23 protein-coding genes are annotated in these 25,708 nt (G+C 68.7%); 13 read left to right on the top strand and 10 right to left on the bottom strand.

What is annotated here, in order from left to right; all coding sequences use genetic code 11:
- The first annotated feature begins 149 nt into the window (after positions 1 to 149).
- Entirely contained in the window at positions 150 to 1,625 is a 1,476-nt protein-coding gene (locus tag M8I34_RS00670) for a CCA tRNA nucleotidyltransferase (RefSeq protein ID WP_250047223.1), read from the top strand.
- A 110-nt stretch (positions 1,626 to 1,735) separates the two neighbouring features.
- Here M8I34_RS00670 and M8I34_RS00665 read toward each other — a convergent pair whose 3' ends face one another.
- From M8I34_RS00665 to M8I34_RS00650, 4 genes are all read right to left on the bottom strand, one after another.
- Positions 1,736 to 2,335, bottom strand: a complete 600-nt coding sequence (locus tag M8I34_RS00665) for a hypothetical protein (protein WP_250047222.1) — start codon at positions 2,333 to 2,335, stop codon at positions 1,736 to 1,738.
- Between the two features lie 98 nt (positions 2,336 to 2,433).
- On the bottom strand, positions 2,434 to 3,693 hold the full coding sequence (locus tag M8I34_RS00660; protein ID WP_250047221.1) for an MFS transporter: 1,260 nt from the start codon (positions 3,691 to 3,693) through the stop codon (positions 2,434 to 2,436).
- A gap of 78 nt (positions 3,694 to 3,771) precedes the next feature.
- Positions 3,772 to 4,854, bottom strand: coding sequence for an inositol-3-phosphate synthase (locus M8I34_RS00655; RefSeq protein ID WP_250047220.1), 1,083 nt, complete (start codon positions 4,852 to 4,854; stop codon positions 3,772 to 3,774).
- Between the two features lie 46 nt (positions 4,855 to 4,900).
- Positions 4,901 to 5,581 carry a PadR family transcriptional regulator gene (locus M8I34_RS00650; protein ID WP_244419819.1) on the bottom strand — a complete coding sequence of 227 codons (681 nt, stop codon included), beginning with the start codon at positions 5,579 to 5,581 and terminating at the stop codon, positions 4,901 to 4,903.
- 361 nt (positions 5,582 to 5,942) lie between these two features.
- On the opposite strand from M8I34_RS00650, the gene M8I34_RS00645 reads away from it, so the two are divergent.
- Together M8I34_RS00645 and M8I34_RS00640 are read left to right on the top strand one after the other, a co-directional pair.
- Positions 5,943 to 8,618 carry a transglycosylase domain-containing protein gene (locus M8I34_RS00645; RefSeq protein ID WP_284049784.1) on the top strand — a complete coding sequence of 892 codons (2,676 nt, stop codon included), beginning with the start codon at positions 5,943 to 5,945 and terminating at the stop codon, positions 8,616 to 8,618.
- A 122-nt stretch (positions 8,619 to 8,740) separates the two neighbouring features.
- Positions 8,741 to 10,222 (top strand): glycosyltransferase family 87 protein, encoded by a 1,482-nt coding sequence (locus M8I34_RS00640; RefSeq protein ID WP_250047215.1) that lies wholly within the window; start codon positions 8,741 to 8,743, stop codon positions 10,220 to 10,222.
- A 96-nt stretch (positions 10,223 to 10,318) separates the two neighbouring features.
- Here the strand turns inward: M8I34_RS00640 and M8I34_RS00635 are convergent, their stop codons facing one another.
- The 3 genes from M8I34_RS00635 to M8I34_RS00625 all read right to left on the bottom strand — a co-directional run bounded on the left by M8I34_RS00635 (position 10,319) and on the right by M8I34_RS00625 (position 12,973).
- On the bottom strand, positions 10,319 to 11,350 hold the full coding sequence (locus M8I34_RS00635) for an alanine racemase (protein ID WP_250047213.1): 1,032 nt from the start codon (positions 11,348 to 11,350) through the stop codon (positions 10,319 to 10,321).
- A 63-nt stretch (positions 11,351 to 11,413) separates the two neighbouring features.
- Complete coding sequence (locus M8I34_RS00630) at positions 11,414 to 12,532, bottom strand: peptidoglycan bridge formation glycyltransferase FemA/FemB family protein (protein WP_250047211.1); 1,119 nt, start codon at positions 12,530 to 12,532, stop codon at positions 11,414 to 11,416.
- Positions 12,533 to 12,655: 123 nt separating this feature from the next.
- Positions 12,656 to 12,973: a hypothetical protein gene (locus M8I34_RS00625; protein WP_250047209.1), complete on the bottom strand. Its 318-nt coding sequence runs from the start codon at positions 12,971 to 12,973 to the stop codon at positions 12,656 to 12,658.
- A 229-nt stretch (positions 12,974 to 13,202) separates the two neighbouring features.
- Between M8I34_RS00625 and rpsF the strand changes: the two genes are divergently transcribed.
- The 4 genes from rpsF to rplI all read left to right on the top strand — a co-directional run bounded on the left by rpsF (position 13,203) and on the right by rplI (position 14,985).
- A complete protein-coding gene (rpsF, locus tag M8I34_RS00620; RefSeq protein WP_006604399.1) occupies positions 13,203 to 13,493 on the top strand; it encodes a 30S ribosomal protein S6 in 291 nt (96 codons plus the stop codon).
- Positions 13,494 to 13,575: 82 nt separating this feature from the next.
- Positions 13,576 to 14,172, top strand: a complete 597-nt coding sequence (locus M8I34_RS00615) for a single-stranded DNA-binding protein (protein WP_244419814.1) — start codon at positions 13,576 to 13,578, stop codon at positions 14,170 to 14,172.
- 111 nt (positions 14,173 to 14,283) lie between these two features.
- Positions 14,284 to 14,520, top strand: a complete 237-nt coding sequence (gene rpsR, locus M8I34_RS00610) for a 30S ribosomal protein S18 (RefSeq protein ID WP_003978893.1) — start codon at positions 14,284 to 14,286, stop codon at positions 14,518 to 14,520.
- 18 nt (positions 14,521 to 14,538) lie between these two features.
- Positions 14,539 to 14,985 (top strand): 50S ribosomal protein L9, encoded by a 447-nt coding sequence (gene rplI, locus M8I34_RS00605; protein ID WP_159481920.1) that lies wholly within the window; start codon positions 14,539 to 14,541, stop codon positions 14,983 to 14,985.
- Positions 14,986 to 15,062: 77 nt separating this feature from the next.
- On the opposite strand, the gene M8I34_RS00600 is transcribed toward rplI, so the two are convergent.
- Both M8I34_RS00600 and M8I34_RS00595 read right to left on the bottom strand, forming a co-directional pair.
- Positions 15,063 to 15,932, bottom strand: coding sequence for a serine protease (locus M8I34_RS00600; RefSeq protein WP_250047208.1), 870 nt, complete (start codon positions 15,930 to 15,932; stop codon positions 15,063 to 15,065).
- A 41-nt stretch (positions 15,933 to 15,973) separates the two neighbouring features.
- On the bottom strand, positions 15,974 to 17,311 hold the full coding sequence (locus M8I34_RS00595) for an MATE family efflux transporter (RefSeq protein ID WP_250047207.1): 1,338 nt from the start codon (positions 17,309 to 17,311) through the stop codon (positions 15,974 to 15,976).
- Between the two features lie 476 nt (positions 17,312 to 17,787).
- Here M8I34_RS00595 and dnaB point away from each other — a divergent pair, with 476 nt between their 5' ends.
- Positions 17,788 to 19,251 carry a replicative DNA helicase gene (gene dnaB / locus M8I34_RS00590; protein ID WP_250047531.1) on the top strand — a complete coding sequence of 488 codons (1,464 nt, stop codon included), beginning with the start codon at positions 17,788 to 17,790 and terminating at the stop codon, positions 19,249 to 19,251.
- 172 nt (positions 19,252 to 19,423) lie between these two features.
- A complete protein-coding gene (locus tag M8I34_RS00585; protein WP_250047206.1) occupies positions 19,424 to 20,026 on the top strand; it encodes a GNAT family N-acetyltransferase in 603 nt (200 codons plus the stop codon).
- Positions 20,027 to 20,032: 6 nt separating this feature from the next.
- On the opposite strand, the gene M8I34_RS00580 is transcribed toward M8I34_RS00585, so the two are convergent.
- Entirely contained in the window at positions 20,033 to 20,998 is a 966-nt protein-coding gene (locus M8I34_RS00580) for an NADP-dependent oxidoreductase (RefSeq protein WP_250047204.1), read from the bottom strand.
- A gap of 144 nt (positions 20,999 to 21,142) precedes the next feature.
- On the opposite strand from M8I34_RS00580, the gene M8I34_RS00575 reads away from it, so the two are divergent.
- From M8I34_RS00575 to M8I34_RS00560, 4 genes are all read left to right on the top strand, one after another.
- Positions 21,143 to 22,117, top strand: coding sequence for a GlxA family transcriptional regulator (locus tag M8I34_RS00575; protein WP_250047202.1), 975 nt, complete (start codon positions 21,143 to 21,145; stop codon positions 22,115 to 22,117).
- A 62-nt stretch (positions 22,118 to 22,179) separates the two neighbouring features.
- Entirely contained in the window at positions 22,180 to 23,388 is a 1,209-nt protein-coding gene (locus M8I34_RS00570) for a MerR family transcriptional regulator (protein ID WP_250047200.1), read from the top strand.
- Positions 23,389 to 23,438: 50 nt separating this feature from the next.
- Positions 23,439 to 24,149 (top strand): hypothetical protein, encoded by a 711-nt coding sequence (locus tag M8I34_RS00565; protein ID WP_250047198.1) that lies wholly within the window; start codon positions 23,439 to 23,441, stop codon positions 24,147 to 24,149.
- Between the two features lie 52 nt (positions 24,150 to 24,201).
- Positions 24,202 to 25,650 carry a serine hydrolase domain-containing protein gene (locus tag M8I34_RS00560; protein ID WP_284049783.1) on the top strand — a complete coding sequence of 483 codons (1,449 nt, stop codon included), beginning with the start codon at positions 24,202 to 24,204 and terminating at the stop codon, positions 25,648 to 25,650.
- Positions 25,651 to 25,708 lie beyond the last annotated feature (58 nt).

Genomic DNA, 25,708 nt, shown 5'->3' with positions numbered 1-25,708 from the left:
GAATGTGCGTCCACGAATGGTAACGAGACCCGCTGCGACGAAGTGCCAGGGACTGCTCCACATGATCGCGGCCCCGGGGGGCCCGCGCCCAGCCCGTCCCCTTTATTACGTGACGCCTTGCACTGCGCGGCCACGTACCCTGTTTTGTTGTGCCGAACGCCAACAATGACCTCCCCGCCCCGATCGCCGAGCGGACCCCGCAGTCGACGAACGCGCTGAACCATGTCCAGCGACGTGCCGTGAGCGAGCTGCTGAGGGTGTCCCCCGTCGCGGATGACCTGGCCCGTCGATTCCAGGAGGCCGGGTTCACACTTGCCCTGGTCGGCGGCTCGGTCCGGGATGCGCTGCTGGGCCGGCTCGGCAATGACCTGGACTTCACCACCGATGCCCGCCCCGAGGACGTTCTGAAGATCGTCCGGCCGTGGGCGGACGCGGTCTGGGAGGTCGGCATCGCCTTCGGGACGGTCGGCTGCAAGAAGGAATCGTTCGACATCGAGGTCACGACCTACCGCTCCGAGGCGTACGACCGCACCTCCCGCAAGCCCGAGGTGTCGTACGGCGACACCATCGAGGACGACCTGGTGCGTCGGGACTTCACGGTGAACGCCATGGCGGTGCTGCTGCCGCAGAAGGAGTTCGTCGACCCGCACGACGGCCTGGAGGACCTGGCCGCGCGCGTGCTGCGCACGCCGGGGACGCCGGAGGAGTCGTTCTCCGACGATCCGTTGCGGATGATGCGCGCGGCCCGCTTCGCCGCCCAGCTGGATTTCGAGGTGGCCCCCGAGGTCGTCGCTGCGATGAAGGCGATGTCGGACCGCATCGAGATCGTCTCCGCGGAGCGTGTGCGGGACGAGCTGAACAAGCTGGTCCTTTCCGCGCACCCGCGTGAGGGGCTGCGGCTGCTCGTCGAATCGGGTCTGGCCGACAAGGTCCTGCCTGAGCTGCCCGCGCTGCGGCTGGAAAGTGATGAGCATCACCGGCACAAGGACGTCTACGAGCACTCGCTGACGGTCCTGGAGCAGGCGATCGACCTCGAAGAGGACGGGCCCGATCTCGTGCTGCGGCTGGCTGCCCTTCTGCACGACATCGGCAAGCCCCGGACGCGGCGCTTCGAGAAGGACGGCCGGGTCTCCTTCCACCATCACGAGGTGGTGGGCGCGAAGATGACCAAGAAGCGGATGACCGCTCTGAAGTACTCCAACGACATGGTCAAGGACGTCTCGCGTCTGGTGGAGCTGCATCTGCGCTTCCACGGTTACGGGACGGGCGAGTGGACGGATTCCGCGGTCCGTCGGTATGTGCGAGATGCCGGCCCGCAGCTGGAGCGGCTGCACAAGCTGACGCGTTCGGACTGCACCACTCGCAACAAGCGCAAGGCCAGCGCCCTGTCGCGCGCCTACGACGGGCTCGAGGAACGCATCGCGCGGCTGGAGGAACAGGAAGAGCTGGAGTCGATCCGCCCAGACCTGGACGGCAACGACATCATGCAGATTCTGGGCATCCGTCCGGGGCCCGAGGTCGGCAAGGCGTACAAGCAGATGCTGGAGCTCCGGCTGGAGCACGGGCCCATGGAGCGGGATGCAGCGGTCGCCGCTCTGAAGGAGTGGTGGGCCACGCAGGGCTGATGTTTCACGTGAAACAGGCGGTTGGCGAGCCGCCATGTTTCACGTGAAACGTGGGGCGGTGTTTCACGTGAAACACCGCCCCACGGCTTATCCAGCGCTTTCGGGGCGCGCTACTTCGCCGAGGTCAGACAGAGCACCATGTGCGTGTCGGCCCGCCTGCGACGGTGCACGCTCTTGGTGTACGCCGATTCGTTCGCGGCGCACACGGACGGGTCCGAGGTGTCCTCGTGCACCGCGGACACCTTGTACTGGGCGTCCGAGGTGCCGCAATCCACCACCTCGAGGCCGTCGTCGAGTGCACTGCTGGACTTCTTCACGCAGTCGCCGACCTCGGCGCTGCCCGCGTCGTTCATGCTGCTGATCCAGGCGACCCCGATGAAGACCAGCCCGATGACGACGACGATGCCCTTCAGGATCGCCTTGGGGGAACGGGTCTTGCCGGGCCGCGGCGGCGGTACGGGAGCTCCGCCCTGCATGAAGGGCTGCTGTGGCGGCGCGGGGTAGCCCTGCTGCGGCTGTCCGTACGGAGCCTGCGGCTGCTGGGGGTAGGCGTATCCGCCCTGGGGCTGGCCGTAGGGGGCCTGGGGTGCCGGCGGCGCCTGCGGGTACGGGTTCTGTCCGTAGGGCTGCCCGTACGGCTGCTGTCCGTACGGCGCCTGGCCGTATGGCGCCTGCCCATATGGTTGCTGGCCCTGCGGCGGCGTGGTCATGGAACTCCCCCGATATTGATGTGTACAGGCTCGTGTAGGACGTGCGTAAGGTATCTGGTCCCGGCGCCGCGTCGCAGGGCCTGGGCGCCACGAGACGTCTAGCCACGTCCCCAGCGGAGAACCGCCGCGACGGTGACCGCATAGAGCACGGTCACGACGCCGAGCAGAGCGGCCGATCTTCCGTCAGGGGGCAGCATGAGGGCGGCGACCGCGGCGGCACCGACGAAGGCGACATTGAAGAGCACGTCGTAGATGGCGAAGATCCGGCCGCGGAAGGCGTCGTCGACCGACGACTGGACGATGGTGTCGGTGGAGATCTTGGTCCCTTGGGTGCCGAGGCCGAGTACGAACGCGGCGGCCAGCATCGGGCCCGGCGTGAAGAACAGCCCAAGAGACGGCAGCAACACGGCGCCTATCGCGGCACAGCAGGCGATCCAGCCGAACGCGGTGAGCCGCCCGACGGCCCAGGGCGTGACCACAGCGGCCGCGAAGAAGCCCGCTCCTGACACCCCGACGGTGATGCCGAGCAGGGCCAGGCCCTCCGACTCGGTGCCGGACCAGAGGTACCGGCACAGCATCAGCACCATGACCGTCAGGGCTCCGTAGCAGAAACGGATCACGGTCATCGCGATCAGTGCGCGGGCCGGGGTGCGCCGCTCGGCGAGGTGGCGCAGCCCGTCCACCAGCCCTCGAACCGTGCTCAACAGGGCTTCCCGGAGGTGTGGTTGGAGGCCCGCGGGGTCGGGGCCGAGCAGCTGCGGCGCCATGCGCAGCGCGGTGAGAGCCGAACAGAAATAGAGGGCCGCGGCGAGCAGCACGACATACGCGTCCACATCCGAGCCGGCCAGCCGGACGGCGAAGGCGAGCCCGCCGCCGGCCGTCGCGGCGAGCGTTCCGGCGGTGGGGGTCAGGGAGTTGGCCATGACCAACTGCTGTTCACCGTCGACCACGCGCGGCAGCGCGGCGGAGAGCCCGGCCAGGACGAAGCGGTTCACGGCGGTCACGGCCAGGGCCGAGGCGTAGAAGAGCCAGTCGGGGACCTTCGACACGATCAGTGCTGCCGTCCCCATGGCCAGCAGGGTGCGCAGCAGATTGCCGTAGAGCAGGACCTGACGGCGCCGCCAGCGGTCGAGCAGCACGCCGGTGAACGGCCCGAGGAGGGAGTACGGAAGCAACAGGATCGCCATGGCGGAGGCGATGGCCGCGGGCGAGGTCTGCTTCTCGGGCGAGAAGACGACGAAGGTGGCGAGCGCGACCTGGAACACTCCGTCGGCCCCCTGGGACAGGAGCCGCGCGGCAAGGAGCGAACGGAAGTCGCGCAGCCGGAGGAGGACGCGCAGGTCGCGCACAGCATGCATGGGGCACAGCCTCACACAGCCCGCAGGCCCCCGGGTGGAATACCCGGGGGCCTGCGCAGGGGAGGGAAGTCGGGCGTCTCAGCGCTCGACTTCGCCGCTGATGAACTTCTCGACGTTCTCCCGTGCCTCGTCGTCGAAGTACTGCACCGGCGGGGACTTCATGAAGTACGAGGACGCGGAGAGGATCGGGCCGCCGATGCCCCGGTCCTTGGCGATCTTCGCGGCGCGCAGGGCGTCGATGATGACACCCGCGGAGTTCGGGGAGTCCCAGACCTCGAGCTTGTACTCCAGGTTCAGCGGGACGTCACCGAAGGCGCGTCCCTCGAGGCGGACATAGGCCCACTTGCGGTCGTCCAGCCAGGCCACATAGTCCGAGGGGCCGATGTGGACGTTGTCCTCGCCCATCTCGCGGTCGCGGATCTGGGACGTGACCGCCTGCGTCTTGGAGATCTTCTTGGACTCCAGGCGCTCGCGCTCGAGCATGTTCTTGAAGTCCATGTTGCCGCCGACGTTCAGCTGCATCGTGCGGTCCAGGATGACGCCCCGGTCCTCGAAGAGCTTGGCCATCACGCGGTGCGTGATCGTGGCGCCGACCTGCGACTTGATGTCGTCACCGACGATCGGGACACCGGCCTCGGTGAACTTGTCCGCCCACTCCTTGGTGCCGGCGATGAAGACCGGGAGGGCGTTGACGAACGCGACCTTGGCGTCGATGGCGCACTGGGCGTAGTACTTCGCGGCGTCCTCGGAGCCGACAGGGAGGTAGCAGACCAGGACGTCGATCTGCTTGTCCTTGAGGACCTGGACGATGTCGACCGGCGCCTCGGGGGACTCCTCGATGGTCTGGCGGTAGTACTTGCCCAGGCCGTCGAGGGTGTGGCCACGCTGGACCGTCACGCCCGCGTTGGGCACGTCGCAGATCTTGATGGTGTTGTTCTCGCTGGCGCCGATGGCATCCGCGAGGTCGAGCCCGACCTTCTTGGCGTCGACGTCGAATGCCGCCACGAACTCGATGTCACGCACGTGATAGTCGCCGAACTGCACGTGCATGAGGCCGGGCACGCGGCTCTTCGGGTCGGCGTCCTTGTAGTACTCGACGCCCTGTACCAGCGAGGCGGCGCAGTTGCCCACGCCGACGATGGCTACGCGAACCGAACCCATTCCGGTTGCTCCCTGTGTTCTCGATGAGGGCCTGCACAGCAGAGCCTCATGTGGTGGTGTCATCGGACGGATCCGGCCGGGAACCACCCCGGTGCCGGGGCAGGCCGCCCGTATCTCCTGACTGGTTCTTCTTGTCCTGCGCTGCGGGACCTGGTGGGCGCTGATCGCGCCCGGCGCGCTCACTCTCGATGAGCTCGTTCAACCAACGCACTTCGCGCTCCACGGACTCCATGCCGTGCCGCTGTAGTTCGAGGGTGTAGTCGTCCAGCCGCTCGCGGGACCTGGCCAAGGAGGTGCGCATCCTCTCGAGGCGCTCCTCCAGCCGGCTGCGGCGGCCCTCCAGCACTCGCATCCGCACGTCGCGCGAAGTCTGGCCGAAAAACGCGAAGCGGACGCCGAAGTGCTCGTCCTCCCACGCATCCGGTCCGGAGTGGGCGAGCAGTTCTTCGAAGTGTTCTTTGCCCGCTGCGGTCAATCGGTAGACGATCTTGGCTCGGCGACCCGTCAGCGCCGCGGGGGGTACGTCCTCCGGGGAGCCGTCCGTCTCCTCGATGAGCCAGCCGCTCGCGACCAGCGCCTTGAGGCAGGGGTAGAGGGTGCCATAGCTGAACGCACGGAAGACCCCGAGCGAGGTATTGAGCCGTTTTCGCAGCTCATAGCCGTGCATCGGGGACTCGCGGAGCAGGCCGAGGACGGCGAACTCGAGGATGCCGGAACGTCTGCTCATCCTCCGCCTCCTGGGTCCTGTGCGTTCTTTATGCCGTGCTGATGTATCGACTCGATACATCCAGACGATAGATCGGTCGACTGGGTGGAACAAGAGGGGGCACGGTGAACGGCATCACATCACCGAATCGTTCTCATCAACCTGACTGATTTGGAGTGAATTTCAACACTGGGCAGGTTTTGGCCGTGCGTAGTCTGTGCGGCATGCAGACTGCCGGGAACCGTGGGCCAATATCTGGCGTCCCTGTCCTCGGTGTAGTGCGGCTCGCGCCTCAGGAGCGAGTCGTGCATCGGGGGGACCTGAAGACAACTGCCGCCTTCAGGCGACGAGATAGCGCGCCTGCCCGAGGAGTATTCGTTCCATGAGCGAGCACCGTCGCAAACCGCCACAGCCGCAGAGTGGCGGACGTGCCGCGGCCCGACGCGCCGCACAGCAGCCACCGGGGCGTCGAACCGCCTCTTCGCGTGGCTCCGCAGCCAATCCTGCCTCGCACTCCGAGCCGACTGGTCATGAGCCGCGGCAAGGAGGGCGCGCCGAGGCCCGCAGAGCTTCCCAGCGCAGCGGCCGCCGGCGGGCGTCCGAGGCGTCCGAGATGTCCGGAGCGGCTGCCGGAGGCGGCGCCGGTGGCCGTGGCGGTGGAGGCCGGCGCGGCGGTGGTGGCGGTGGCCCCGAGGGGGGCCGCGGGCGCGGTCGTGGCGGCGGAAAGCCGGCCAAGAAGCGTCTGATCGACTATCCGCGTGCCAACCGTGTCGGGTGGCGGCGCTTCGTGCCGTCCTGGAAACAGGTCACCACCCTGTGCGTCGGTTTCATAGGGCTGATCGTGGGCGCCTCCGGCGTCGCGCTGGCCCTGGTGAACGTGCCCAGCGAGAGTGACGCCGCCAAGTCGCAGAACAACGTCTACCTCTGGTCCAACGGCAAGGTCATGGCGCGTGACGGTGAGACGAACCGGCAGAACGTCACGATCAACGAGATTCCGCGCTCGATGCAGAATGCGGCCATCGCTGCGGAGAATGCGTCGTTCCGAACGGACTCGGGCGTGGACCCGATGGGCATCGCGCGTGCCGTGTTCAACATGGCGAAGGGCGGCTCGACCCAGGGCGGCTCGACCATCACCCAGCAGTACGTGAAGAACGCCATGCTGAGCCAGCAGCAGACCCTTGACCGCAAGTTCAAGGAGCTGTTCATCGCGATCAAGGTCGGCTGGTCGAAGAACAAGGAGCAGATCCTCCAGGGCTATCTGAACACCAGCTACTACGGTCGCGGGGCTTACGGGATCCAGGCAGCGGCTCAGGCGTACTACGGAATCGACGCCGAGAAGCTGGATGCGAACCAGAGCGCCTTCCTGGCCACCGTGCTCAAGGGCGCGGACCTGTACGACCCGGCGGGCGGCACTAGCCCGGGAGCCACGCGGGCGGCGAACACCAAGCGTGCCGAGGCACGGTGGTCCTGGATTCTCGACCGGGAGGTCGAGAACCACCTGTTGTCGAAGACGCAGCGGGAGAAGTACCGGGGCAACTTCCCCAAGCCGCATCTGCCGAAGCCGGTGGCCAGCAAGGGTGGCCAGATCGGCTACATGATGGACACCGCGAAGAAGTACGTGCTGAAGCACGCGGGTCTCAGCGAGGCGCAGTTCGACAAGGGCGGCTACACGATCCGGACGACCTTCGACGCGAAGAAGACCACTCAGCTCGAGGGCGCGGTCAAGAAGGTCAACAAGCGGTACATCGACCCGGAAAAGCGCGCCAAGGACAAATACGTTCAGTTCGGTGGCGCCTCCGTGGTGCCGGGCGACGGCAAGATCGTCGCCCTGTACGGCGGTGAGGGCTACGACAAGGGGCACTTCAGCAACAACGCCGACACCTTCGGCGTACCGGTCGGCTCGACCTGGAAGCCGTTCGTGCTCGCAGCGGCGATGGAGAACGGAACCGCCCGTAGCGGCGGGCCGCTCTCACCGGACAGCCGCTACAACGGCGATGACCACCTCAAGGTGAAGGACGCCGAAGGCCACTACGTTACGAAGCGGGACAACACGCCCTTCTTCCAGGAAAACGAGAGCAACCATCCCTGGGGCTACATCCCCTTGACCAAGGCGATGGAGCAGTCCGTCAACACGCCGTTCGTGCAGCTCGGCATGGACGTCGGGATGAGCAAGGTCCGCGACATGGCGGAGGCTGCTGGTATCTCGCCGGCCAGCTTCGACAAGAACCTGAACCCGTCCTTTGCGCTGGGTACCTCCACGCCGAGTGCGATTCGAATGGCCGATGCCTACGCGACCTTCGCCCAGTCGGGAACGAAGGTGGAGCCCTATTCGGTGACCAAGGTGACGTTCCAGGGTGAAGACCTGACGGGCTTCGACAAGCCCAAGCAGGAGACGGCGATGCAACCCAATGTCGCCAACAACGTGACCAAGGTGCTACAGAACGTCATCAAGAACGGTACGGGCAAGCTGGCCAGCCGGCTGAACATGCCGGCAGCGGGCAAGACCGGCACCACCGACGAGAACAAGTCGGCCTGGTTCGTCGGCTACACCAAGCAGCTGTCGACTGCCGTCACGATGTTCCGTGAGGACGCAGGGAATCCGCGTCAGCTGTCCATGAACGGTGTCGGTGGCTTCGACTCGATCCACGGTGGTGCACTGCCCACCGAGGTGTGGACCGAGTACATGCTCCAGGCGATGAAGGGCGTTACGCCGGAGACCTTCCAGCCCGCTACGCCCATCGGGCAGAAGGTGGACGAGGCAGGTATGCCGACGCCGACGCCGACGCCCACGCCGTCGGACTCCCCGTCGGAGTCTCCTTCGGAGAAGCCGAGCGATTCCGCTTCCCCGACGAACTCTCCCAGCCCGAGCCCGACAGACACCTGTTCTCCCTGGGACGTCAACTGCAAGAACAGCGGCGGGACGAGCAACGGCGGAGCTAACGGCGGAGGACCGGGCGGACCGGGTGGACCGGGCGGTGACACCGGTGGCACGAGTCCGACACCTGATCCGACGGATGCGAACGGCGGTGGCGGCCTGTTCGGCGGCCCCAGCGGCTGACGGCCGTTTCACGTGAAACGCTGAATGTTTCACGTGAAACACGGAGCCACGAAGCCCCCGCCCGGCTTGACCGGGCGGGGCTTCGCCGTCTTCTGGACAGGGTCGTACGGCAGGATGGGCCCATGACGAGCGTGCGACGAGACGAGTCGGTACGGCCGACCAGGCGGGATGAGGTGGGGGCGGCCGGCAGCGAGCTGATCGGCGGGCCGATCGGCCGACGCGCACTGCTCGGGACGCATTGGCTGACGCCGGTTCGGATCATCGCGCTCATCGCCATCGGCATGTTCGCACTGGGCATGGTGCAGAAGCTGCCCTGCTACAACGGTGGCTGGTTCTTCGGCGCCACGAGCCAGTACACCCACGCCTGCTACTCGGACATTCCCCATCTCTATGCGGGGCGGGGCTTCGCCGAGGGGCTGATCCCCTATTTCGACCGGTTGCCCGGCGATATGGAGTACCTCGAGTACCCCGTGCTCACCGGCGTCTTCATGGAGGTCGCCTCCTGGATGACACCGCACGCCGGGGGGATCCAGCACCGCGAACAGATCTACTGGCTGGTCAACGCCGGCATGCTGATGATCTGCACCGCTGTCATCGCGGTGTGTGTGACCCGTACCCACCGGCGACGCCCCTGGGACGGTCTCCTGGTCGCCCTGGCACCGGCCGCCGCCCTGACCGCCACCATCAACTGGGATCTGCTGGCGATCGCCCTGACGGCCGCCGGGATGCTGATGTGGTCCCGCAGTCGCCCGCTGGCGGCCGGCATCCTCATCGGCCTGGCTACCGCGGCGAAGCTGTATCCGGTGCTGTTGCTGGGCCCCTTGTTGGTGCTGTGCTGGCGCGCGGGCACCTGGCGCGCGTACGGGAGAGCGGCGGTCGGCGCTGCGGCCTCCTGGCTCGTGGTGAACCTGCCGGTGATGATCACGCACGATGCCGCGGGATTCCACATCCGGGAGGGCTGGGCGAAGTTCTACACCTTCAGCCAGGAACGACCCATCGACTTCGGTTCCATCTGGCTCCTGATCTCGCAGCGCACCGGCAACCCCCTGGAGAACGCCAATACCTACGCCACGCTGCTGATGATCGTGGGCTGTGGCGCCATTGGCCTGCTGGCCCTCTATGCGCCGCGCCGTCCGCGCTTCGCGCAGCTGGCCTTCCTCGTCGTCGCGCTGTTCATCCTCACGAACAAGGTCTACTCGCCGCAGTACGTCCTGTGGCTGACCCCGCTCGCCGCGCTGGCCCGGCCGCGCTGGCGGGACTTCCTGATCTGGCAGGCCTGCGAGGTCATGTACTTCCTGGGGATCTGGATGTACCTCGCCTACACGGGAAGCGGCGACAAGCACCAAGGCCTGCCGCTGGAGGGCTACCAGCTGGCCATCGTGCTGCACCTCGTGGGCACGCTCTATCTGTGCGCCGTGGTCGTACGGGACATCCTGATGCCGGAGCGCGATGTGGTCCGCAGGGACGGGGACGACGACCCCTCGGGCGGAGTCCTGGACCGCAGCCCCGATGTGTTCGTGCTCGGCCGGGCCCATCACCGTCCCCGGCACGCGGTGCACTTCGAGGGGGCGCCACAGGTGCGCTGGGGCGCCGTACGGGAATGAGCCGGCCCCTGACCCGCCACGCCAAGGGCCCGGTGCCGCAGAGAACGTCTGCGGCACCGGGCCCTTGGCGTGTGTCCGAGCAGGCGCTCGGCCGGTTCAGCGGTCCACGATGCGGTCGAACTGGGTGGTGGTGTGCCGCAGATGGGCCACCAGTTCCTCACCGACCTGCGGCTGCGGTGCGTCTCCCGGCACGAACAGGATCGACACCTGCATGTGCGGCGGCTCCGCGAACCAGCGCTGCTTCCCGGCCCACACATACGGCGCGAGGTTGCGGTTGACGGTTGCCAGGCCGGCCCGGGCCACGCCCTTGGCGCGCGGCATCACGCCGTGCAGTGCCTTGGGCGACTCCAGGCCGACACCGTGCGAGGTGCCGCCGGCCACCACGACCAAGTAGCCGTCGGAGGCCGCCTTCTGCTGGCGATAGCCGAAGCGTTCGCCCTTGGCGACCCGGGTGACATCGAGCACCGAGCCGCGGTACTCGGTGGCGTCGTGGTCGCCGAGCCACAGCCGCGTGCCGATCCGCGCGCGGAACCGTGTCTGGGGGAACTGCTGCTGGAGACGGGCGAGTTCATCGGCCTTGAGGTGGCTGACGAACATGGTGTGCAGCGGGAGTCGGGCGGCGCGGAGCCGGTCCATCCAGCCGATGACCTCCTCGACCGCGTCGGACCCGTCGGCGCGGTCCAGCGGCAGGTGCAGCGCGAAGCCCTCGAGCCGGATGTCCTCGATGGCCGCGGCCAGCTTCGGCAGATCCTCCGGCTTGACGCCATGGCGCTTCATGCTGCTCATGACCTCGATGACGACCCGGGCGCCGACCAGGCCGCCCACGCCCTCGACCGAGGAGACCGAGCGGATCGCCCGGTCGGGCAGCGGCACGGGCTCCTCGCCGTGGCGGAACGGTGTCAGAACGAGCAGGTCGCCGCTGAAGAAGTCCTTGATGCGGGCCGCTTCATAGGTCGTCCCGACCGCGAGAATGTCGGCGCCCAGGCGGGTCGCTTCATCGGCGAGGCGCTCATGGCCGAAGCCGTAACCGTTGCCCTTGCAGACCGGGACCAGCCCGGGGAACTGCTGGAAAACGCTCTGGTGATGCGCCCGCCAGCGCGCGGTGTCGACGTAGAGGGTGAGCGCCATGGCCGGGCCCGGAACCTTTCTCGTGGCTGGTGTGTCAGGAGTACGGACGGTGCGGTGAAGCGGTCAGCGGCGCGCCATGTACATGTCGAACGCCTTGTGCAGAAGCTTGTTGAGCGGGAAGTCCCACTCGCCGAGGTACTCCGCTGCCTGCCCGCCTGTGCCGACCTTGAACTGGATCAGGCCGAAAAGGTGGTCGTTCTCGTCCAGCGAGTCGCTGATGCCGCGGAGGTCGTAGACCGTGGCGCCGAGCGCATAGGCGTCCTGGAGCATCCGCCACTGCATCGCGTTCGAGGGACGGACCTCACGTCCGATGTTGTCCGAGGCGCCGTAGGAGTACCAGACGTGCCCGCCGACGACGAGCATGGTCGCCGCGGAAAGGTTCACGCCGTCGTGGCGCGCGAAGTACAGCCGCATGCGGTTGGGATCTTCGGCGTTGAGGGCCGTCCACATGCGCTGGAAGTAGCTGAGCGGCCGCGGCCGGAAGTGGTCACGGATCGCGGTGATCTCGTAGAGGCGCTGCCATTCGGCCAGGTCGTCGTAGCTTCCCTGGACGACCTCGACGCCGGCCTTCTCGGCCTTCTTGATGTTGCGGCGCCACAGCTGGTTGAAGCCCTTGTGGACCTCCTCCAGCGACCGGTCGGCCAGCGGCACCTGGAAGACGTAGCGGGGCTGTACGTCGGCGAAGCCGGCGCCGCCGTCCTCGCCCTGCTGCCAGCCCATACGGCGCAGCTTGTCGGCCACCTCGAAGGCACGCGGCTCGATATGCGTCGCCTCGACGTCCCTCAGCCGCTTGACGTCGGGGTTCTGGATGCCGGCCTTGATCGCCTGGGCGTCCCAGCGGCGGATGACCACCGGCGGGCCCATCTTCACGGTGAAGGCACCCTGCTGCTTGAGATGCTTCAGCATCGGCTGGAGCCAGTCCTCCAGATTCGGCGAGTGCCAGTTGATGACCGGCCCCTCCGGGAGGTACGCCAGGTAGAGCTTGACCTTGGGAACCTGTCGGTAGAGCACCAGGCCGGCGCCCACCATCTCGCCGCTCGCGTCGAACCAGCCCAGGCTCTCCGCCCGCCATTCGGACTTGACGTCCGCCCAGGCGGGGACCTGCATGTGGCTGGCCGCGGGCAGACTCTGGATATATGCCAGATGCTGCTCTCGGCTGATGGTCCTCAGGGTCAGGCTCATGCGGGGCGCTCCTCGGCAGGTGTGTCCCCTCGGTCGGGGCTCCGGCTCTCGCGCCGAAGCCTACTGTGACCACGGAGCGCCCCGTCTGGGCCATACGGGCCGGGGCCCCGTATGCCGCATCGGCTAGCCGATAAGGCCCCCGAAGAGGCCGCCGTGAGCCAGGCCGAGGTAGAAGCCGACGGCCGCTGCCCCGAGGCCGATGATCAACAGGAAGCGTTCGCCTGTCGTCGACGAGATGAACTGTCCCCACAGGCCGGTGCCGATTCCGATCAGGCCGGCCCAGGAGCTGATCAGGTGCAGGCTGGGAGAGAGCGTGGTGAAGATGGCGATCGCGCCGAGGACCACGGTCACAATGGCGATGGTGTTCTCGACGGGATGCGCCTTGCCGTCGCTGTTGAGAAGCGAGAGCAGACTGCGCTGGGTCCGTGCTGCCTGTGCCATGCGGCACCTCCGATGACAGGGCGGCGCACTGTAACGCCGCTCACACCCGTTGTGTTCCAGATTGAGGGGTGCACCGGGCGGATTTCAACCGGAAGGCTTCAGGCAGGTACTCTGTACGGTCTGCGCCCATGTCTGCCCGGATGACCCGGACGGGCTCGGCGCGGAACGCATACGACCCTCCTGCCACGGAACGACCGTGGCCGCTGAGTCCAAAGGAGGTGGGTTCTACATGCGTCACTACGAGGTGATGGTCATCCTCGACCCCGATCTCGAGGAGCGCGCTGTCTCCCCGCTGATCGAGAACTTCCTCTCCGTTGTCCGTGAGGGCAACGGAAAGGTCGAGAAGGTCGACACCTGGGGCCGTCGTCGTCTCTCTTACGAGATCAAGAAGAAGCCCGAGGGCATCTACTCGGTCATCGACCTGCAGGCCGAGCCTGCGGTCGTCAAGGAGCTCGACCGTCAGATGAACCTGAATGAGTCGGTCCTCCGGACCAAGGTCCTTCGTCCCGAGACCCACTGAGCGCGCAAGCGCCCAGCGGTAACCGGGTCCGAGTAGCAGCAACACCAGCAGCCAGCAGCACACCCGCCGAGAGGTTCCCCTAATGGCAGGCGAGACCGTCATCACGGTTGTCGGCAATCTTGTCGACGACCCCGAGCTGCGCTTCACCCCGTCCGGTGCGGCGGTCGCGAAGTTCCGCGTCGCGTCCACTCCCCGCACTTTCGACCGCCAGACCAATGAGTGGAAGGACGGCGAGAGCCTGTTCCTGACCTGCTCGGTGTGGCGTCAGGCGGCGGAAAACGTCGCCGAGTCCCTGACGCGGGGTACCCGCGTGGTCGTCCAGGGCCGCCTCAAGCAGCGGTCTTACGAGGACCGCGAGGGCGTGAAGCGCACGGTCTACGAGCTCGACGTCGAGGAAGTCGGCGCGAGCCTCAAGAACGCCACAGCCAAGATCACCAAGACCAGCGGTCGTGGTGGCCAGGGCGGCGGCTTCGGTGGCGGTCAGCAGGGCGGCGGCCAGGGTGGCGGCGGCTGGGGCGGCGGCCCCGGCGGCGGCCAGCAGGGTGGCGGCGGTGCTCCCGCCGACGACCCGTGGGCGACCAATGGTCCTGCCGGCGGCTCCGGTGGCGGTCAGCAGGGTGGCGGCGGTGGCTGGGGCGGTAGCTCCGGCGGTGGCTACTCGGACGAGCCGCCCTTCTAGGTCCGTACAGCTGGCTCGATTCCGCGCGGTTTCACGTGAAACCGCGCAGCGAAGCGGCCAGGGGCCTTGAGGGCGTCAGCACAAACTTCTTGAACTCATTGGAGAGAGATAATGGCGAAGCCGCCTGCTCGCAAGCCTAAGAAGAAGGTTTGCGTGTTCTGCAAGGAGAAGATCTCCTACGTCGACTACAAGGACACGAACCTGCTGCGGAAGTTCATTTCCGACCGCGGCAAGATCCGTGCCCGCCGGGTCACCGGCAACTGCACTCAGCACCAGCGTGACGTCGCCACGGCTGTGAAGAACAGCCGTGAGATGGCGCTGCTGCCCTACACGTCCACCGCGCGATAAGGGAAGGGTGACCGAATCATGAAGATCATCCTCACCCACGAGGTCTCCGGCCTCGGCACCGCCGGCGACGTCGTTGACGTCAAGGACGGGTACGCCCGTAACTACCTGGTCCCGCGTGGTTTCGCGATCCGCTGGACCAAGGGTGGCGAGAAGGACGTCGAGCAGATCCGCCGCGGTCGCAAGATCCGCGAGATCGCCACGATCGAGCAGGCCAACGAGATCAAGGGCCGGCTCGAGGGCGTCAACGTGAAGCTGGCCGTTCGCGCCGGCGACGCGGGCCGCCTGTTCGGCTCCGTCACCCCGGCCGACGTCGCCTCGGCGATCAAGGCCGCCGGTGGTCCGGACGTCGACAAGCGTCGTGTCGAGCTCGGTTCGCCGATCAAGACCCTGGGCGCGCACCAGATCTCCGTGCGTCTGCACGCCGAGGTCGTTGCGAAGCTCGGCGTCGAGGTCGTCGCCGCGTAAGCGCAGCACCACGCCGAAGGGCCGCATCCCGTCCGGGGTGCGGCCCTTTGCCGTGTGCGGGTGCCGACGGCTCGCTGTCAGTCCTCGTCCTGGGCGCGCTTGTAGAGCTTGACGACATCGTCGTCGAAGTACGCGGCGTAGGAGACATCGTCCACGTCACCGCCGCCTTCATGGCCGCCGAGAACGCCGATGACCGTGCCGGTGTGGCTCCTGGGGTCGTAGTCGGCCAGCCAGGGGCTGCCGCTCGTACCGCCCTCGAAGTCGCTGCACTTGATACGGAGCTGGGTGCTGCTGTACTTCGTGGTGCGGTTCTGGCAGGAGATCGGGGTGTCACGGCTGGTCGGATAGCCGGTGATCTTGACCTCGTTGTCGAAGCCGCGGTCGATGCCGAGCGTGTTGCCGCCCAGCACGTCCTGGATCTGCTTGCCGTTCTTCTTGTCGAGCACGAGGAAGGCGATATCGAGATCCTCGTCCTGCGACTTGGCCCAGCGGTCGTCGATGACCACCTTCTTGACCTTCCACAGGCCGGTCGGCTCTTTGCCGTTGCGGTAGTCGGGCGCGAAGACAAGATCGTCGACCGTGGTCTCGGCGTCGGGATCGAAGGCACAGTGGGCCGCGGTGATGAGCATGTTCCGGCCCGGACTCTGCACCACGCTCGCGGTGCAGAAGTGCTCGCCGGTGTCGTCCTTCTCGAAGACCGCGCCGACGCGGGCGTTCTGCTCGGTTCTGCGCGGGGTGTACGCATTGCCGTTGTCGGCCGGGGCCGTCGCGGCCGGGTCCTGGTCCTGCGGATCTTGGCCGGCTTCGCCGGACTTGCCGAAGCTGCTGCGGCCACCGAGGGCGCTTTTGCTCGTATCGGCTTCCTCCGAGGCGTAGCCCACCACGGCAGCGGCCATGCTGACGACGAACGTCAGGGGCAGCACGGACTTCCTGGCAAACGAGCGCACACGGTCATTATCGGCACCCGTTGCGTATTGCGGGAGGTCCTTCAGCGAGAGGCCCCGGTCACAATCCATCGGCCCGAGCGGGTGCGCAGCCACAGGGTGAGCATGCGGACGGTCATCATGAGTGCCATCGCCCACCACAGCGCGATCAGTCCGCCGCCGAGGACAGGTACGGCCAGCGCGGCCGGAGCGAACAGCGCCAGCGTCACCACCATGGCCCGGGCGAGATACGGCCCGTCCCCCGCACCCATGAGCACGCCGTCGAGGATGAAGACGATCCCGGAGACCGGCTGTGTCACGGCCACGACCAGGAGCGTGCTCATCAGCGGGCCCTGCACGGCGGGGTCGGAGGTGAACAGCGGGATGAACAAGGGGCGGGCGAGGGCGACCAGCACGCCGAGGACCAGGCCGGAGGCGATGCCCCACTGGACCATGCGCCGGCAGGCGGCCCTGGCACCGTCGCGGTCCTCCGCACCGAGGTACCGGCCTATGATGGCCTGCCCGGCGATGGCGATCGCGTCCAGCGCGAAGGCCAGCAGGGACCACAGCGTGAGCACGATCTGGTGGGCGGCGACCTCGGCGTCGCCGAGCCGGGCGGCGACGGCGGTGGCGATCATCAGCACAGCGCGCAGCGAGAGCGTACGTACCAGCAGCGGGACCCCGGCCTGGGCCGAGGCACGGATCCCCGCGGCGTCGGGACGCAGTGAGGCGCCGTGCCGTCGCGCACCGCGGATGACCACGACGAGGTAGACGGCGGCCATCCCGCACTGGGCGATGACCGTGCCCCAGGCGGACCCTGCGATGCCGAGCCCGGCGCCGTATACCAAGGCGACGTTGAGTGCGGCGTTGGCGGAGAAGCCGCCGATGGCGACATGGAGCGGGGTCCTGGTGTCCTGGAGCCCGCGGAGAACACCGGTCGCGGCCAGCACGACGAGCATCGCGGGGATGCCGAGCGCGCTGATGCGCAGATAGGTCGTGGCGTACGGGGCAGCGGTACCGGAGGCACCGAAGGCCTCGACGAGCCAGGGGGCGGTGGGCAGCACGGTCGCGATGACGGCGGCGCCGAGCAGCAGGGCGAGCCAGATACCGTCCATGCCCTGGCGGATGGCGGCGGGCAGATCGCCAGCGCCGACCCTGCGGGCGACCGCGGCGGTGGTGGCGTAGGCGAGGAAGACGAAGACGGAGACGGCGGTGGTGAGCAGGGCGGCGGCGACACCGAGGCCGGCGAGCTGGGGAGTGCCGAGGTGGCCGATGACGGCGCTGTCGACCATGACGAAGAGAGGTTCCGCGACCAGTGAACCGAACGCCGGCAGGGCCAGGGCGATGATCTCGCGGTCATGGCGGCGGTCGGTGCGCCGCGGGGTCGCGGGAGCCTGGGTCATGCGCTCAATGTAATCGTCCACAGGTAAGAGATGCAAACCCCTTGCAGTCCTTACTTTCCGCTGTGCGGAGTTGCCTTCCCTGTGCCGTTTGTCGCGATCTTGAATCGCAAGTGAAAGTTTTTCTCCCCCACAGCCTATGGATGAGAAAGGTGCAGGTCAGCTCGGTGGGGGTGGCGCGATTGTGTGCTTGTCCACAGAAGTTTCCCCCGGGCCGTGCACAGGATCCGGGGACTTCTCCACAGCTGTAGGGCGGTCATCCACATGGCCTGTGGATAACCAGATTGGCGGACGGTGCCCACGGGCCTACCGTGGTCCGGCACCCGCCGCCTGTTCCGGCCTGAGAAATCGTCCGAACTCGACGCGCCGTAACCGGAGTCGGGCGTCTCGATTGTCAGAGCTGTGCCGTAAGAAAGAACAGCACAGCAAGGTCCGCGTCGCGGACGGGAGGAGGTGCCGGGGTGAGCATTCCCGAGCCCATGGAAGACCCCTGGGCGGACTCCGGTCCCAGCGACCTGCTGCCGGCCGCGCGCTCCCGGCGAGGCGAGGGCAAGGGCCGCGGCCGCGGCGACCGCCAGGAGCGCGACGACGACGGCGGCGGCGGCTCCTGGAACGGCGGTTTCGAGCGGGTGCCCCCGCAGGACCTGGACGCCGAGCAGTCCGTGCTCGGCGGCATGCTGCTGTCCAAGGACGCGATCGCGGATGTCGTCGAGGTCCTCAAGGGCGAGGACTTCTACCGTCCCGCCCATGAGCTGGTCTACCAGGCGATTCTCGATCTCTACGCCAAGGGCGAGCCGGCCGACCCGATCACCATCGCCGCGGAGCTGACCAAGCGCGGCGAGATCGCGCGGGTCGGCGGCGCCTCGTATCTGCACACCCTCGTCCAGTCCGTACCGACCGCCGCGAACGCCGAGTACTACGCCGAGATCGTCCATGAGCGTGCGGTGCTGCGCCGTCTCGTCGAGGCCGGCACCCGCATCACGCAGATGGGATACGCCGCGGACGGCGATGTCGACGAGATCGTCAACAGCGCCCAGGCGGAGATCTACGCCGTCACCGAGCAGCGGACCAGCGAGGACTACCTTCCGCTCGGCGACATCATGGAGGGCGCCCTCGACGAGATCGAGGCGATCGGCTCACGCCAGGGCCAGATGACGGGCGTGCCCACGGGCTTCACCGACCTGGATTCCCTGACGAACGGCTTGCACCCCGGCCAGATGATCGTGATCGCGGCCCGCCCCGCCATGGGTAAGTCGACCCTTGCGCTGGACTTCGCGCGGGCCTGCTCGATCAAGAGCAATCTGCCGAGCGTGATCTTCTCGCTGGAAATGGGGCGCAACGAGATCGCGATGCGTCTGCTGTCCGCCGAGGCGCGGGTCGCGCTGCATCACATGCGTTCCGGCAGCATGACGGACGAGGACTGGACGCGGCTGGCGCGCCGGATGCCGGACGTCTCGGCCGCGCCGCTGTACATCGACGATTCGCCGAACCTCTCGATGATGGAGATCCGCGCGAAGTGCCGCCGGCTCAAGCAGCGCAACGAACTGAAGCTGGTGGTCATCGACTATCTCCAGCTGATGCAGTCCGGCGGCTCGAAGCGCGCCGAGAGCCGCCAGCAGGAGGTCTCGGACATGTCCCGAAACCTCAAGCTGCTGGCAAAGGAGCTGGAGCTCCCGGTCATCGCGCTCTCCCAGCTGAACCGTGGCCCCGAGCAGCGCACGGACAAGAAGCCGATGGTCTCCGACCTCCGTGAATCCGGTTCGATCGAGCAGGACGCCGACATGGTCATCCTGCTGCACCGCGAGGACGCCTACGAGAAGGAGTCCCCGCGGGCCGGCGAGGCCGACCTGATCGTGGCGAAGCACCGTAACGGCCCCACGGCGACGATCACGGTCGCCTTCCAGGGCCACTACTCACGGTTCGTGGACATGGCGCAGACGTGAGGGGGGCCTGGTAGGGCCTCGGCCTCCTCGCCCCGGGCGATCCGTGCCGTGGGCGGCGAGCTTCTCCCGCGTCCGCAGTGCAGAGTGCGCGAAGGGTGCAACAACGGCGATATCCGGACCGGTTCTCCTGAAGCGGGCGCCGCGACACGCGTCCCGCTGCGATGCTCCGGGCATGTCTGCTCTATCTGCCGAGGCTTCCTGGCCCGCCACCCTCTGTACGTCCAGGCTGTTGCTGCGTCCCGCCGAAGCCGGCGACGTGCACGCGTTCACCCGGCTGTGGACGGACCCGGAGGTCCGGCGCTTTCTCGGCGGGCCGGTCGCCGAGCAGCAGCTCGCCCTCTACCAGCAGCATTTCGCGGGACGGCCGTATGTGTTCAGCGTGACCACCCGGGACGAGGCCGTCGTGGTCGGCTCGGTGTCGGTCGAGGCGGATTCCCGGTTCGACGGCCGGCGGGAAGTGTCGTACGCCTTTCTGCCCGAGTACTGGGGCCGTGGATACGGCTGTGAGGCCGTGGCCGTCGTCGTCGGCTGGGCTCTGGAGGCCATCCCGTCACACGATCCCTCGGCCGTCGCCGTCACCCAGGAAGCCAACGTCCGCTCGCGCCGGCTTCTCGAATCCATCGGCATGCAGCCGGTCGACAGCTTCGTGGAGTTCGACGCGCCCCAGGTGATGTACTCCGCCGGCCCTCAGTGGTCCGCGCCGGCCGGTGAGTCCTCACCGGCCGGCGCGGACGAAGGCGAAGGAACGGCCGGTGGCGGGCCCGCCGGCCGGTGACCGCCGTCAGGGCGCCACGGTCAGCACGATCTTGCCGGTGGTGCGGCCGGTCTCGCCGAGGGTGTGCGCCTTTGCGGCCTCCTCGAGCGGTACGACGGTGTCGACGGCGACCCGCAGCTTTCCGCTGTCCACCAGGCCGGCGACGGCCTGTAGCCCGGCCCGGTCGGGCTCGACGAGCATGAACCCCGCACGGACCCGTGCCTCGCGCGCCTGTGCGGCCGGGAAGGTGTCGTCCAGCGGCAGGATCGAGACCAGTGTGCCGCCGGGGCGCAGGGTGCGCAGCGAACGGGCGCCGTAGTCGCCGCTGATGGTGTCGAGGACGATATCGACGTCGCGCACCGCCTCCGCGAAATCCTGCTGGGTGTAGTCGATGAGTTCATCGGCGCCCAGGCCGCGCAGGAAGTCGTGCTTGGCCTGCCGGGCGGTGCCGATGACGTACGCGCCACGGGACTTGGCGATCTGCACGGCCAGATGGCCGACGCCGCCCGCCGCGGCGTGGATCAGCACCCGCGCGCCCGGCTGGACCTGCGCGGTGTCGACCAGGGCCTGCCAGGCGGTCAGCGAGGCCAGCGGGAGTGCGGCGCCCTGGATGTGATCCAGGCTCGCCGGAAGGTGCGCGAAGTGGCGGGCGGGGGCGGTGACGTACTCGGCGTAGGCCCCGGCGGGGTGCGGGAAGCGGGGCATGCCGAAGACCTTGTCGCCCGGCGCGAAGAGGGTCACGCCGAGGCCGACCGCCTCCACCACGCCCGAGACGTCGAAGCCCAGGGTGAACGGGGCCTTGGCGCCCGTCATGAACGCGCCCTGGGAGCGCGACTTCCAGTCGGTCGGGTTGACGCCCGCGGCGTGCACCCGGACCAGGATCTCCGTCGGGCCGGGCACCGGCCGGTCGGTGGTGATCATCTTGAGGACGTCGGGGCCTCCGGCGGTGTCCTGGCTGACGGCTCGCATCTGCGGGGTCCGGGTCTCGGACATGGTGTCTCCTTCGTACGGTGCCTACGGCGGTGACCGGGCATCCGCGGCGCTGGTCGGGCGGGTTTCCCGGGGGTGCTGTCAGCTTTCCGTGGCGGCCGGGGGCCCGGCGGTGTCCTGATGGCCAACGTTTGAAAGAATCGGGTCATGCATCGCGTCGGTGTTCTCGCCCTGGACGGTGTCGTCCCCTTCGAGCTCGCTATCCCCGCGCGGATCTTCGGGGCCGCGCACGGCGCCGCCGGAGAGCCGCTCTACTCCGTCGTCACCTGTAGCCCGGACGGGCGCCCGGTGCGCGCGGAGGCCGACTACGAGATCGCGGTCGCCGAGGACGCCTCCGTCCTGGCGAGCGTGGACACCGTCGTCGTCCCGCCGTCCCGCGCGCTGGCCACGATCGCCGAGGACGGCCGGCTGCCCGATGAGCTGCGCAAGGTGCTGGAGTACATCCGGCCCGGCACCCGGATGGTGGCCATCTGTACCGGCGGGTTCGTACTGGCCGCCGCCGGGATGCTCGATCACCGGCCGGCCACCACCCACTGGCAGGAGGCCGCGCAGCTGCAACGCCTCTTCACGACCGTACGGGTCGATCCCAATGTGCTCTTCGTCGACGACGGCGATGTCCTGACCTCTGCCGGAGCCGCCGCCGGTGTCGACCTGTGTGTGCACATCGTGCGCCGTGACCACGGCAGCGCCGTCGCCAATGAAGTGGCCCGCGCGTGTGTGGTGCCGCCCTGGCGGGACGGTGGCCAGGCCCAGTTCATCCGGCTGCCCGTCCCCGCACCGTCGACGGGCGGCACGGCGGCCACCCGCGCATGGGCCCTGGAGCGTCTCGGCGATCCGCTGACCCTGACCGCCCTCGCCGCGCACGCCCGGGTCAGCGTGCGCACCCTCACCCGGCGCTTCCGCGACGAGGTCGGCATGAGCCCTGGTCAGTGGCTCGCCGGCCAGCGCATCGAACGGGCCCGGCATCTGCTGGAAACCACGGACTGGTCCATCGACCTCGTCGCCCATCACGCGGGTTTCGGCACCGGGACCTCGCTGCGCCAGCATCTGCACAGCGCCGTGGGGGTGTCGCCGCAGGTGTACCGGCGGACGTTCCGGAGCGCTGCGGAGCTGACCGCCTGAAGAGCGGCGGGCGGATCGCGGTCTTTGACCTTCAGGCTGCTTGAAGCTCCACAATCGCGTTCATGGAGGACACCGAAGAGCTGTTGACCATCGGCGCGTTTGCGCGGCGGGTGGGGCTCGCGCCGAGTGCCCTGCGGTTCTACGACGACTGCGGGGTGCTGCGTCCCGCGCGGGTGGATGCCGTGACGGGGTACCGCCGCTACGGGGCGGGGCAGGCGGAGCGGGCGGTGAAGGTGCGGCAGTTGCGTGCGGCGGGGCTGCCGCTGGTGGATGTCGCGGTCGTACTGGATGGGCCCGAGGACGCGGCGCGCGGTGTCCTGCGCACTCATCTGGAGCGGACGCGGCGGACGGCGGACGAGGCGCGGGCAGTGGTCGAGGGGTTCCTGCGGGAGGCGACCGGCGCGGCGGAGCACCGCGGGAGCTGGGTCCGGGTGCGGGTGGGCGGGGCCGAACTCGCCAGTGCGGTACGGCAGGTGGCGCCCGCGGTCGCGACCGGGGCGGACCGGGAGGAATTTCCGGTGCTGGGGTGTGTGCTGCTCGAACTCGTCGACGGCGAGGTGCGATGGGTGGCGACGGACCGCTATCGGCTGGCGGCGCGGGTGCTGCGACCGACGGCGTTCGAGGGCGGGCCGCGACGGATGCTGATCGGCGCGGATACGGCGCGGGACCTGGCGGAATGGGCTGTACGGCAGGTGACGGTCGAGGTGGAGTGCGCGGCGGACGCAGCCGCGGTCCGGTTGCGGAGCGGGTCGGACCGGCGGGAGGTGCCGGAGGGAGCCGCTGGGGATCCCGGCGCGTATCCGGACTACCGGCTGCTCCTGGAGGGCCTGGAGACGGGGCGGCATCGGGTGATCGCTGACCGGACGGGGCTGCGGGACGCGGTGACCGGGCGGGTCGGAGCGGTGTCGTTGTCGGTCGGAGCGGGGTATGGGGAGGCGGCTGACGTGGGTGGCTCGGGGGAACCGGACACCGTGGAGGACACGGTGCGGCATGAGGCCGGGCAGATGCTGGAGGTGGCGGGCGGCGGGCGTGAGCCCGTCCGGATGCGGGCGGTGCGCACGGGGCCGGCCCTGCGAATCGCCTTCGATCCAGCCGTGCTGGTGCCTGCGCTGGAGGCCGGAGTGGGGCCGGATGTGCTGCTGGAGATCACTTCGGCGGACCAGCCCGTCGTCGTCCGCTCTGCCGACCAGGGAAGTTTCACGACATGGGTGATGCCGGTGCGCGAGGGTGCCGGTGCGGGTCGTTGCGACACCGCTCGCGCCGATGACTGAGCCGACGGGACCGGGGACTGGCAGCCATGGCTGATGAGGGGAGCGGGCCGGTGGATCCGGAACTGCCGGTGGTGCGGCTGTGCGTGGAGGGGATGCGGGCCGAGGCGGACGGGCAGGCCGGCAGGGCGCTCGGCCTGTTTCAGCAGGCCTGGGAGATCGCTGCCGATGATTACGAGGCGTGTATCGCCGCGCACTATCTCGCACGGCACCAGAACTCGCCCGAGGAGACGCTCCGTTGGAACCAGGAGTGTCTGGAGCGCGCCGACCGGGTGGGCGACGAGCGGGTGGTCGGGTTCTATCCGTCGCTGTACGTGAACCTGGGGCAGGCCTGTCGGCGGCTTGGCCGAACGGCCCTGGCACACTCCTATTTCGTGCGGGCCGCCGAGCGGGTGGGTGAGGCCCCCGAGGGGCAGTACGGCGACTGGAACCGGTTCGCGATCGCGGAGGGCTTGCGGGAGACGGCTTCCGAGCCGGCCGTGGAGGTCATTGAGGGAGAGGACGCAGCCGGCGGGGATATCGCGCGGCGGCACCTCGACGCGGCGGTCGACGGGCAGGTGCGGGAGCTGGTGGCGCGGTGGTGTGCGCGGGCCGATCTCATGGCTTTGGCGCTGACGCTCCCCGCCTATCTCGGATACCTCGGAACGGAGGGGGACCGGGTGCGGCTGCGGTCTGCGCTGCACATGGTGCACGCCGCGCGCCGGCTGCCGGACGACGAGCAGACCGAACTGGGCGCCGTGATCGGTGCGGCGGCGCTGGAGTGATGCGGCGAGGATAGGGCCCGGCCGTGTCGGATCCGCCGTTGAGGAGAGTGCCATGACCATCCCACTGCCCACGGAGTCCCATGAGTCCGGACCGGCCGGCCACGGGCCGGCGGCGGGCGCTGCGCCCGCCGCGTTCGCGGAGCTGTTGCCGCAGACCCGAAGGGCGTTGCTGCACCGGCTGGCGGTCGGGCAGGCCGAGGGGCGGGCGCCCTCTCTGACGGGTGCGGTCGTCCGCGGGGGGCGAGTGGTGTGGACGGGTTCCCGGGGCTCGGTGGAGGGGGAGGCACCGCACGACGATGTGCAGTACCGGATCGGTTCGCTCACCAAGACCTTTGTCGCGGTGCTGGTATTGAGGCTGCGGGACGAGGGATTGCTGCGGCTGGAGGACCCGGTCGGCAGGCACCTGGACGGGTCTCCGGTGCCCGAGGCGACGATCGCCCAACTGCTCGCGCACAGTTCGGGGCTGGCGGCCGAGACCCGAGGTCCGTGGTGGGAGCGGACCGCGGGCGAACTGCGGCCCGAGCAGGCGGATCTCTTCGACGAGCGGCCGCAGCGGCTCCCCGCCGGACGGCGCCACCATTACTCCAACCCTGGCTATGCGCTGCTCGGCGCGCTCGTCGAACGGCTGCGGGGCGGTAGACCGTGGGACGAGGTGCTGCGGAACGAAGTGCTGGAACCGCTGGGCATGGGGCGTACGACGCTGCGGCCGGAGAGGCCGCACGCGAGGGGCTGGGCGGTCCACCCGTGGGCCGACGCCGTGCTGCCGGAGCCGGCCGAGGACACCGGCTTGATGGGCCCGGCGGGGCAGTTGTGGTCGACGCTCCAGGATCTGTGCCGGTGGGCGGCGTTTCTGCTGCGGGGCGACGGACGGGTGCTCAGCGCGTCGAGCTTGGCCGAGATGCGGACACCGGCCGTGCCGCCGGAGGTGAACGCCTGGGACGCGGGGTACGGACTGGGCGTTCAGCTCGTACGTCGGAAAGGCCGGCTGCTGGCCGGGCATGTCGGCTCGATGCCCGGGTTTCTGGCGGCGCTGTGGACCGATGCCGAGGAGGACATCGCCGGGGTCGTGCTCGCCAATTGCACCTCGGGCCCGGCGGTTGCCGCCCTCGCCGCCGATCTCACCGGGATCGTGAGCGAGCACGAGCCCCGGATCCCCGAGCCCTGGCATCCGCTGCCCGGGCCGCTGGATCCGGAACTGCTGGCGCTGACCGGGCCCTGGTATTGGGGCGCGAACCCGCACATCCTGCGGCTGCGGGACGGGCGCGGGCTGGAGCTCACGCCGCTGTCCGGGACGGGGCGGTCCTCGCGTTTCCGGGCGGAGAGGGACGGCACATGGACGGGGCTGGACGGCTATTACGCGGGCGAGACGCTGCGGGTGGTGCGGGACGAGGAGGGGTCGGTCAGCCATCTCGATCTGCATACCTTCGTGTTCACCCGCGGACCGTACGAGCCGTCGGCACCGGTGCCCGGTGGAGTGGATCCGGAGGGTTGGCGGGTGTGAGGCCCGTACGGCGGGGGCGCGGCCCGCGGACGTACAGTCGAACCAGATGTCAGGAGCC

Source organism: Streptomyces sp. MCA2 (assembly GCF_023544705.1).
In the GTDB taxonomy this organism is placed as follows: domain Bacteria; phylum Actinomycetota; class Actinomycetes; order Streptomycetales; family Streptomycetaceae; genus Streptomyces; species Streptomyces decoyicus.
This window is presented reverse-complemented; position numbering and strand designations above follow the sequence as displayed.

Bases quoted from the DNA above. Each gene is read 5' to 3' on its own strand.
- M8I34_RS00630 (WP_250047211.1), bottom strand. From the start codon at position 12,532: ATGAGCCTGACCCTGAGGACCATCAGCCGAGAGCAGCATCTGGCATAT.
- M8I34_RS00645 (WP_284049784.1), top strand. From the start codon at position 5,943: ATGAGCGAGCACCGTCGCAAACCGCCACAGCCGCAGAGTGGCGGACGT.
- M8I34_RS00650 (WP_244419819.1), bottom strand. From the start codon at position 5,581: ATGAGCAGACGTTCCGGCATCCTCGAGTTCGCCGTCCTCGGCCTGCTC.
- M8I34_RS00575 (WP_250047202.1), top strand. From the start codon at position 21,143: ATGCATCGCGTCGGTGTTCTCGCCCTGGACGGTGTCGTCCCCTTCGAG.
- M8I34_RS00660 (WP_250047221.1), bottom strand. From the start codon at position 3,693: ATGCATGCTGTGCGCGACCTGCGCGTCCTCCTCCGGCTGCGCGACTTC.
- M8I34_RS00655 (WP_250047220.1), bottom strand. From the start codon at position 4,854: ATGGGTTCGGTTCGCGTAGCCATCGTCGGCGTGGGCAACTGCGCCGCC.
- M8I34_RS00560 (WP_284049783.1), top strand. From the start codon at position 24,202: ATGACCATCCCACTGCCCACGGAGTCCCATGAGTCCGGACCGGCCGGC.
- M8I34_RS00595 (WP_250047207.1), bottom strand. From the start codon at position 17,311: ATGACCCAGGCTCCCGCGACCCCGCGGCGCACCGACCGCCGCCATGAC.
- rpsR (WP_003978893.1), top strand. From the start codon at position 14,284: ATGGCGAAGCCGCCTGCTCGCAAGCCTAAGAAGAAGGTTTGCGTGTTC.
- M8I34_RS00635 (WP_250047213.1), bottom strand. From the start codon at position 11,350: ATGGCGCTCACCCTCTACGTCGACACCGCGCGCTGGCGGGCGCATCAC.
- rpsF (WP_006604399.1), top strand. From the start codon at position 13,203: ATGCGTCACTACGAGGTGATGGTCATCCTCGACCCCGATCTCGAGGAG.
- M8I34_RS00665 (WP_250047222.1), bottom strand. From the start codon at position 2,335: ATGACCACGCCGCCGCAGGGCCAGCAACCATATGGGCAGGCGCCATAC.
- M8I34_RS00580 (WP_250047204.1), bottom strand. From the start codon at position 20,998: ATGTCCGAGACCCGGACCCCGCAGATGCGAGCCGTCAGCCAGGACACC.
- M8I34_RS00625 (WP_250047209.1), bottom strand. From the start codon at position 12,973: ATGGCACAGGCAGCACGGACCCAGCGCAGTCTGCTCTCGCTTCTCAAC.
- M8I34_RS00615 (WP_244419814.1), top strand. From the start codon at position 13,576: ATGGCAGGCGAGACCGTCATCACGGTTGTCGGCAATCTTGTCGACGAC.
- rplI (WP_159481920.1), top strand. From the start codon at position 14,539: ATGAAGATCATCCTCACCCACGAGGTCTCCGGCCTCGGCACCGCCGGC.
- dnaB (WP_250047531.1), top strand. From the start codon at position 17,788: ATGGAAGACCCCTGGGCGGACTCCGGTCCCAGCGACCTGCTGCCGGCC.
- M8I34_RS00585 (WP_250047206.1), top strand. From the start codon at position 19,424: ATGTCTGCTCTATCTGCCGAGGCTTCCTGGCCCGCCACCCTCTGTACG.
- M8I34_RS00640 (WP_250047215.1), top strand. From the start codon at position 8,741: ATGACGAGCGTGCGACGAGACGAGTCGGTACGGCCGACCAGGCGGGAT.
- M8I34_RS00570 (WP_250047200.1), top strand. From the start codon at position 22,180: ATGGAGGACACCGAAGAGCTGTTGACCATCGGCGCGTTTGCGCGGCGG.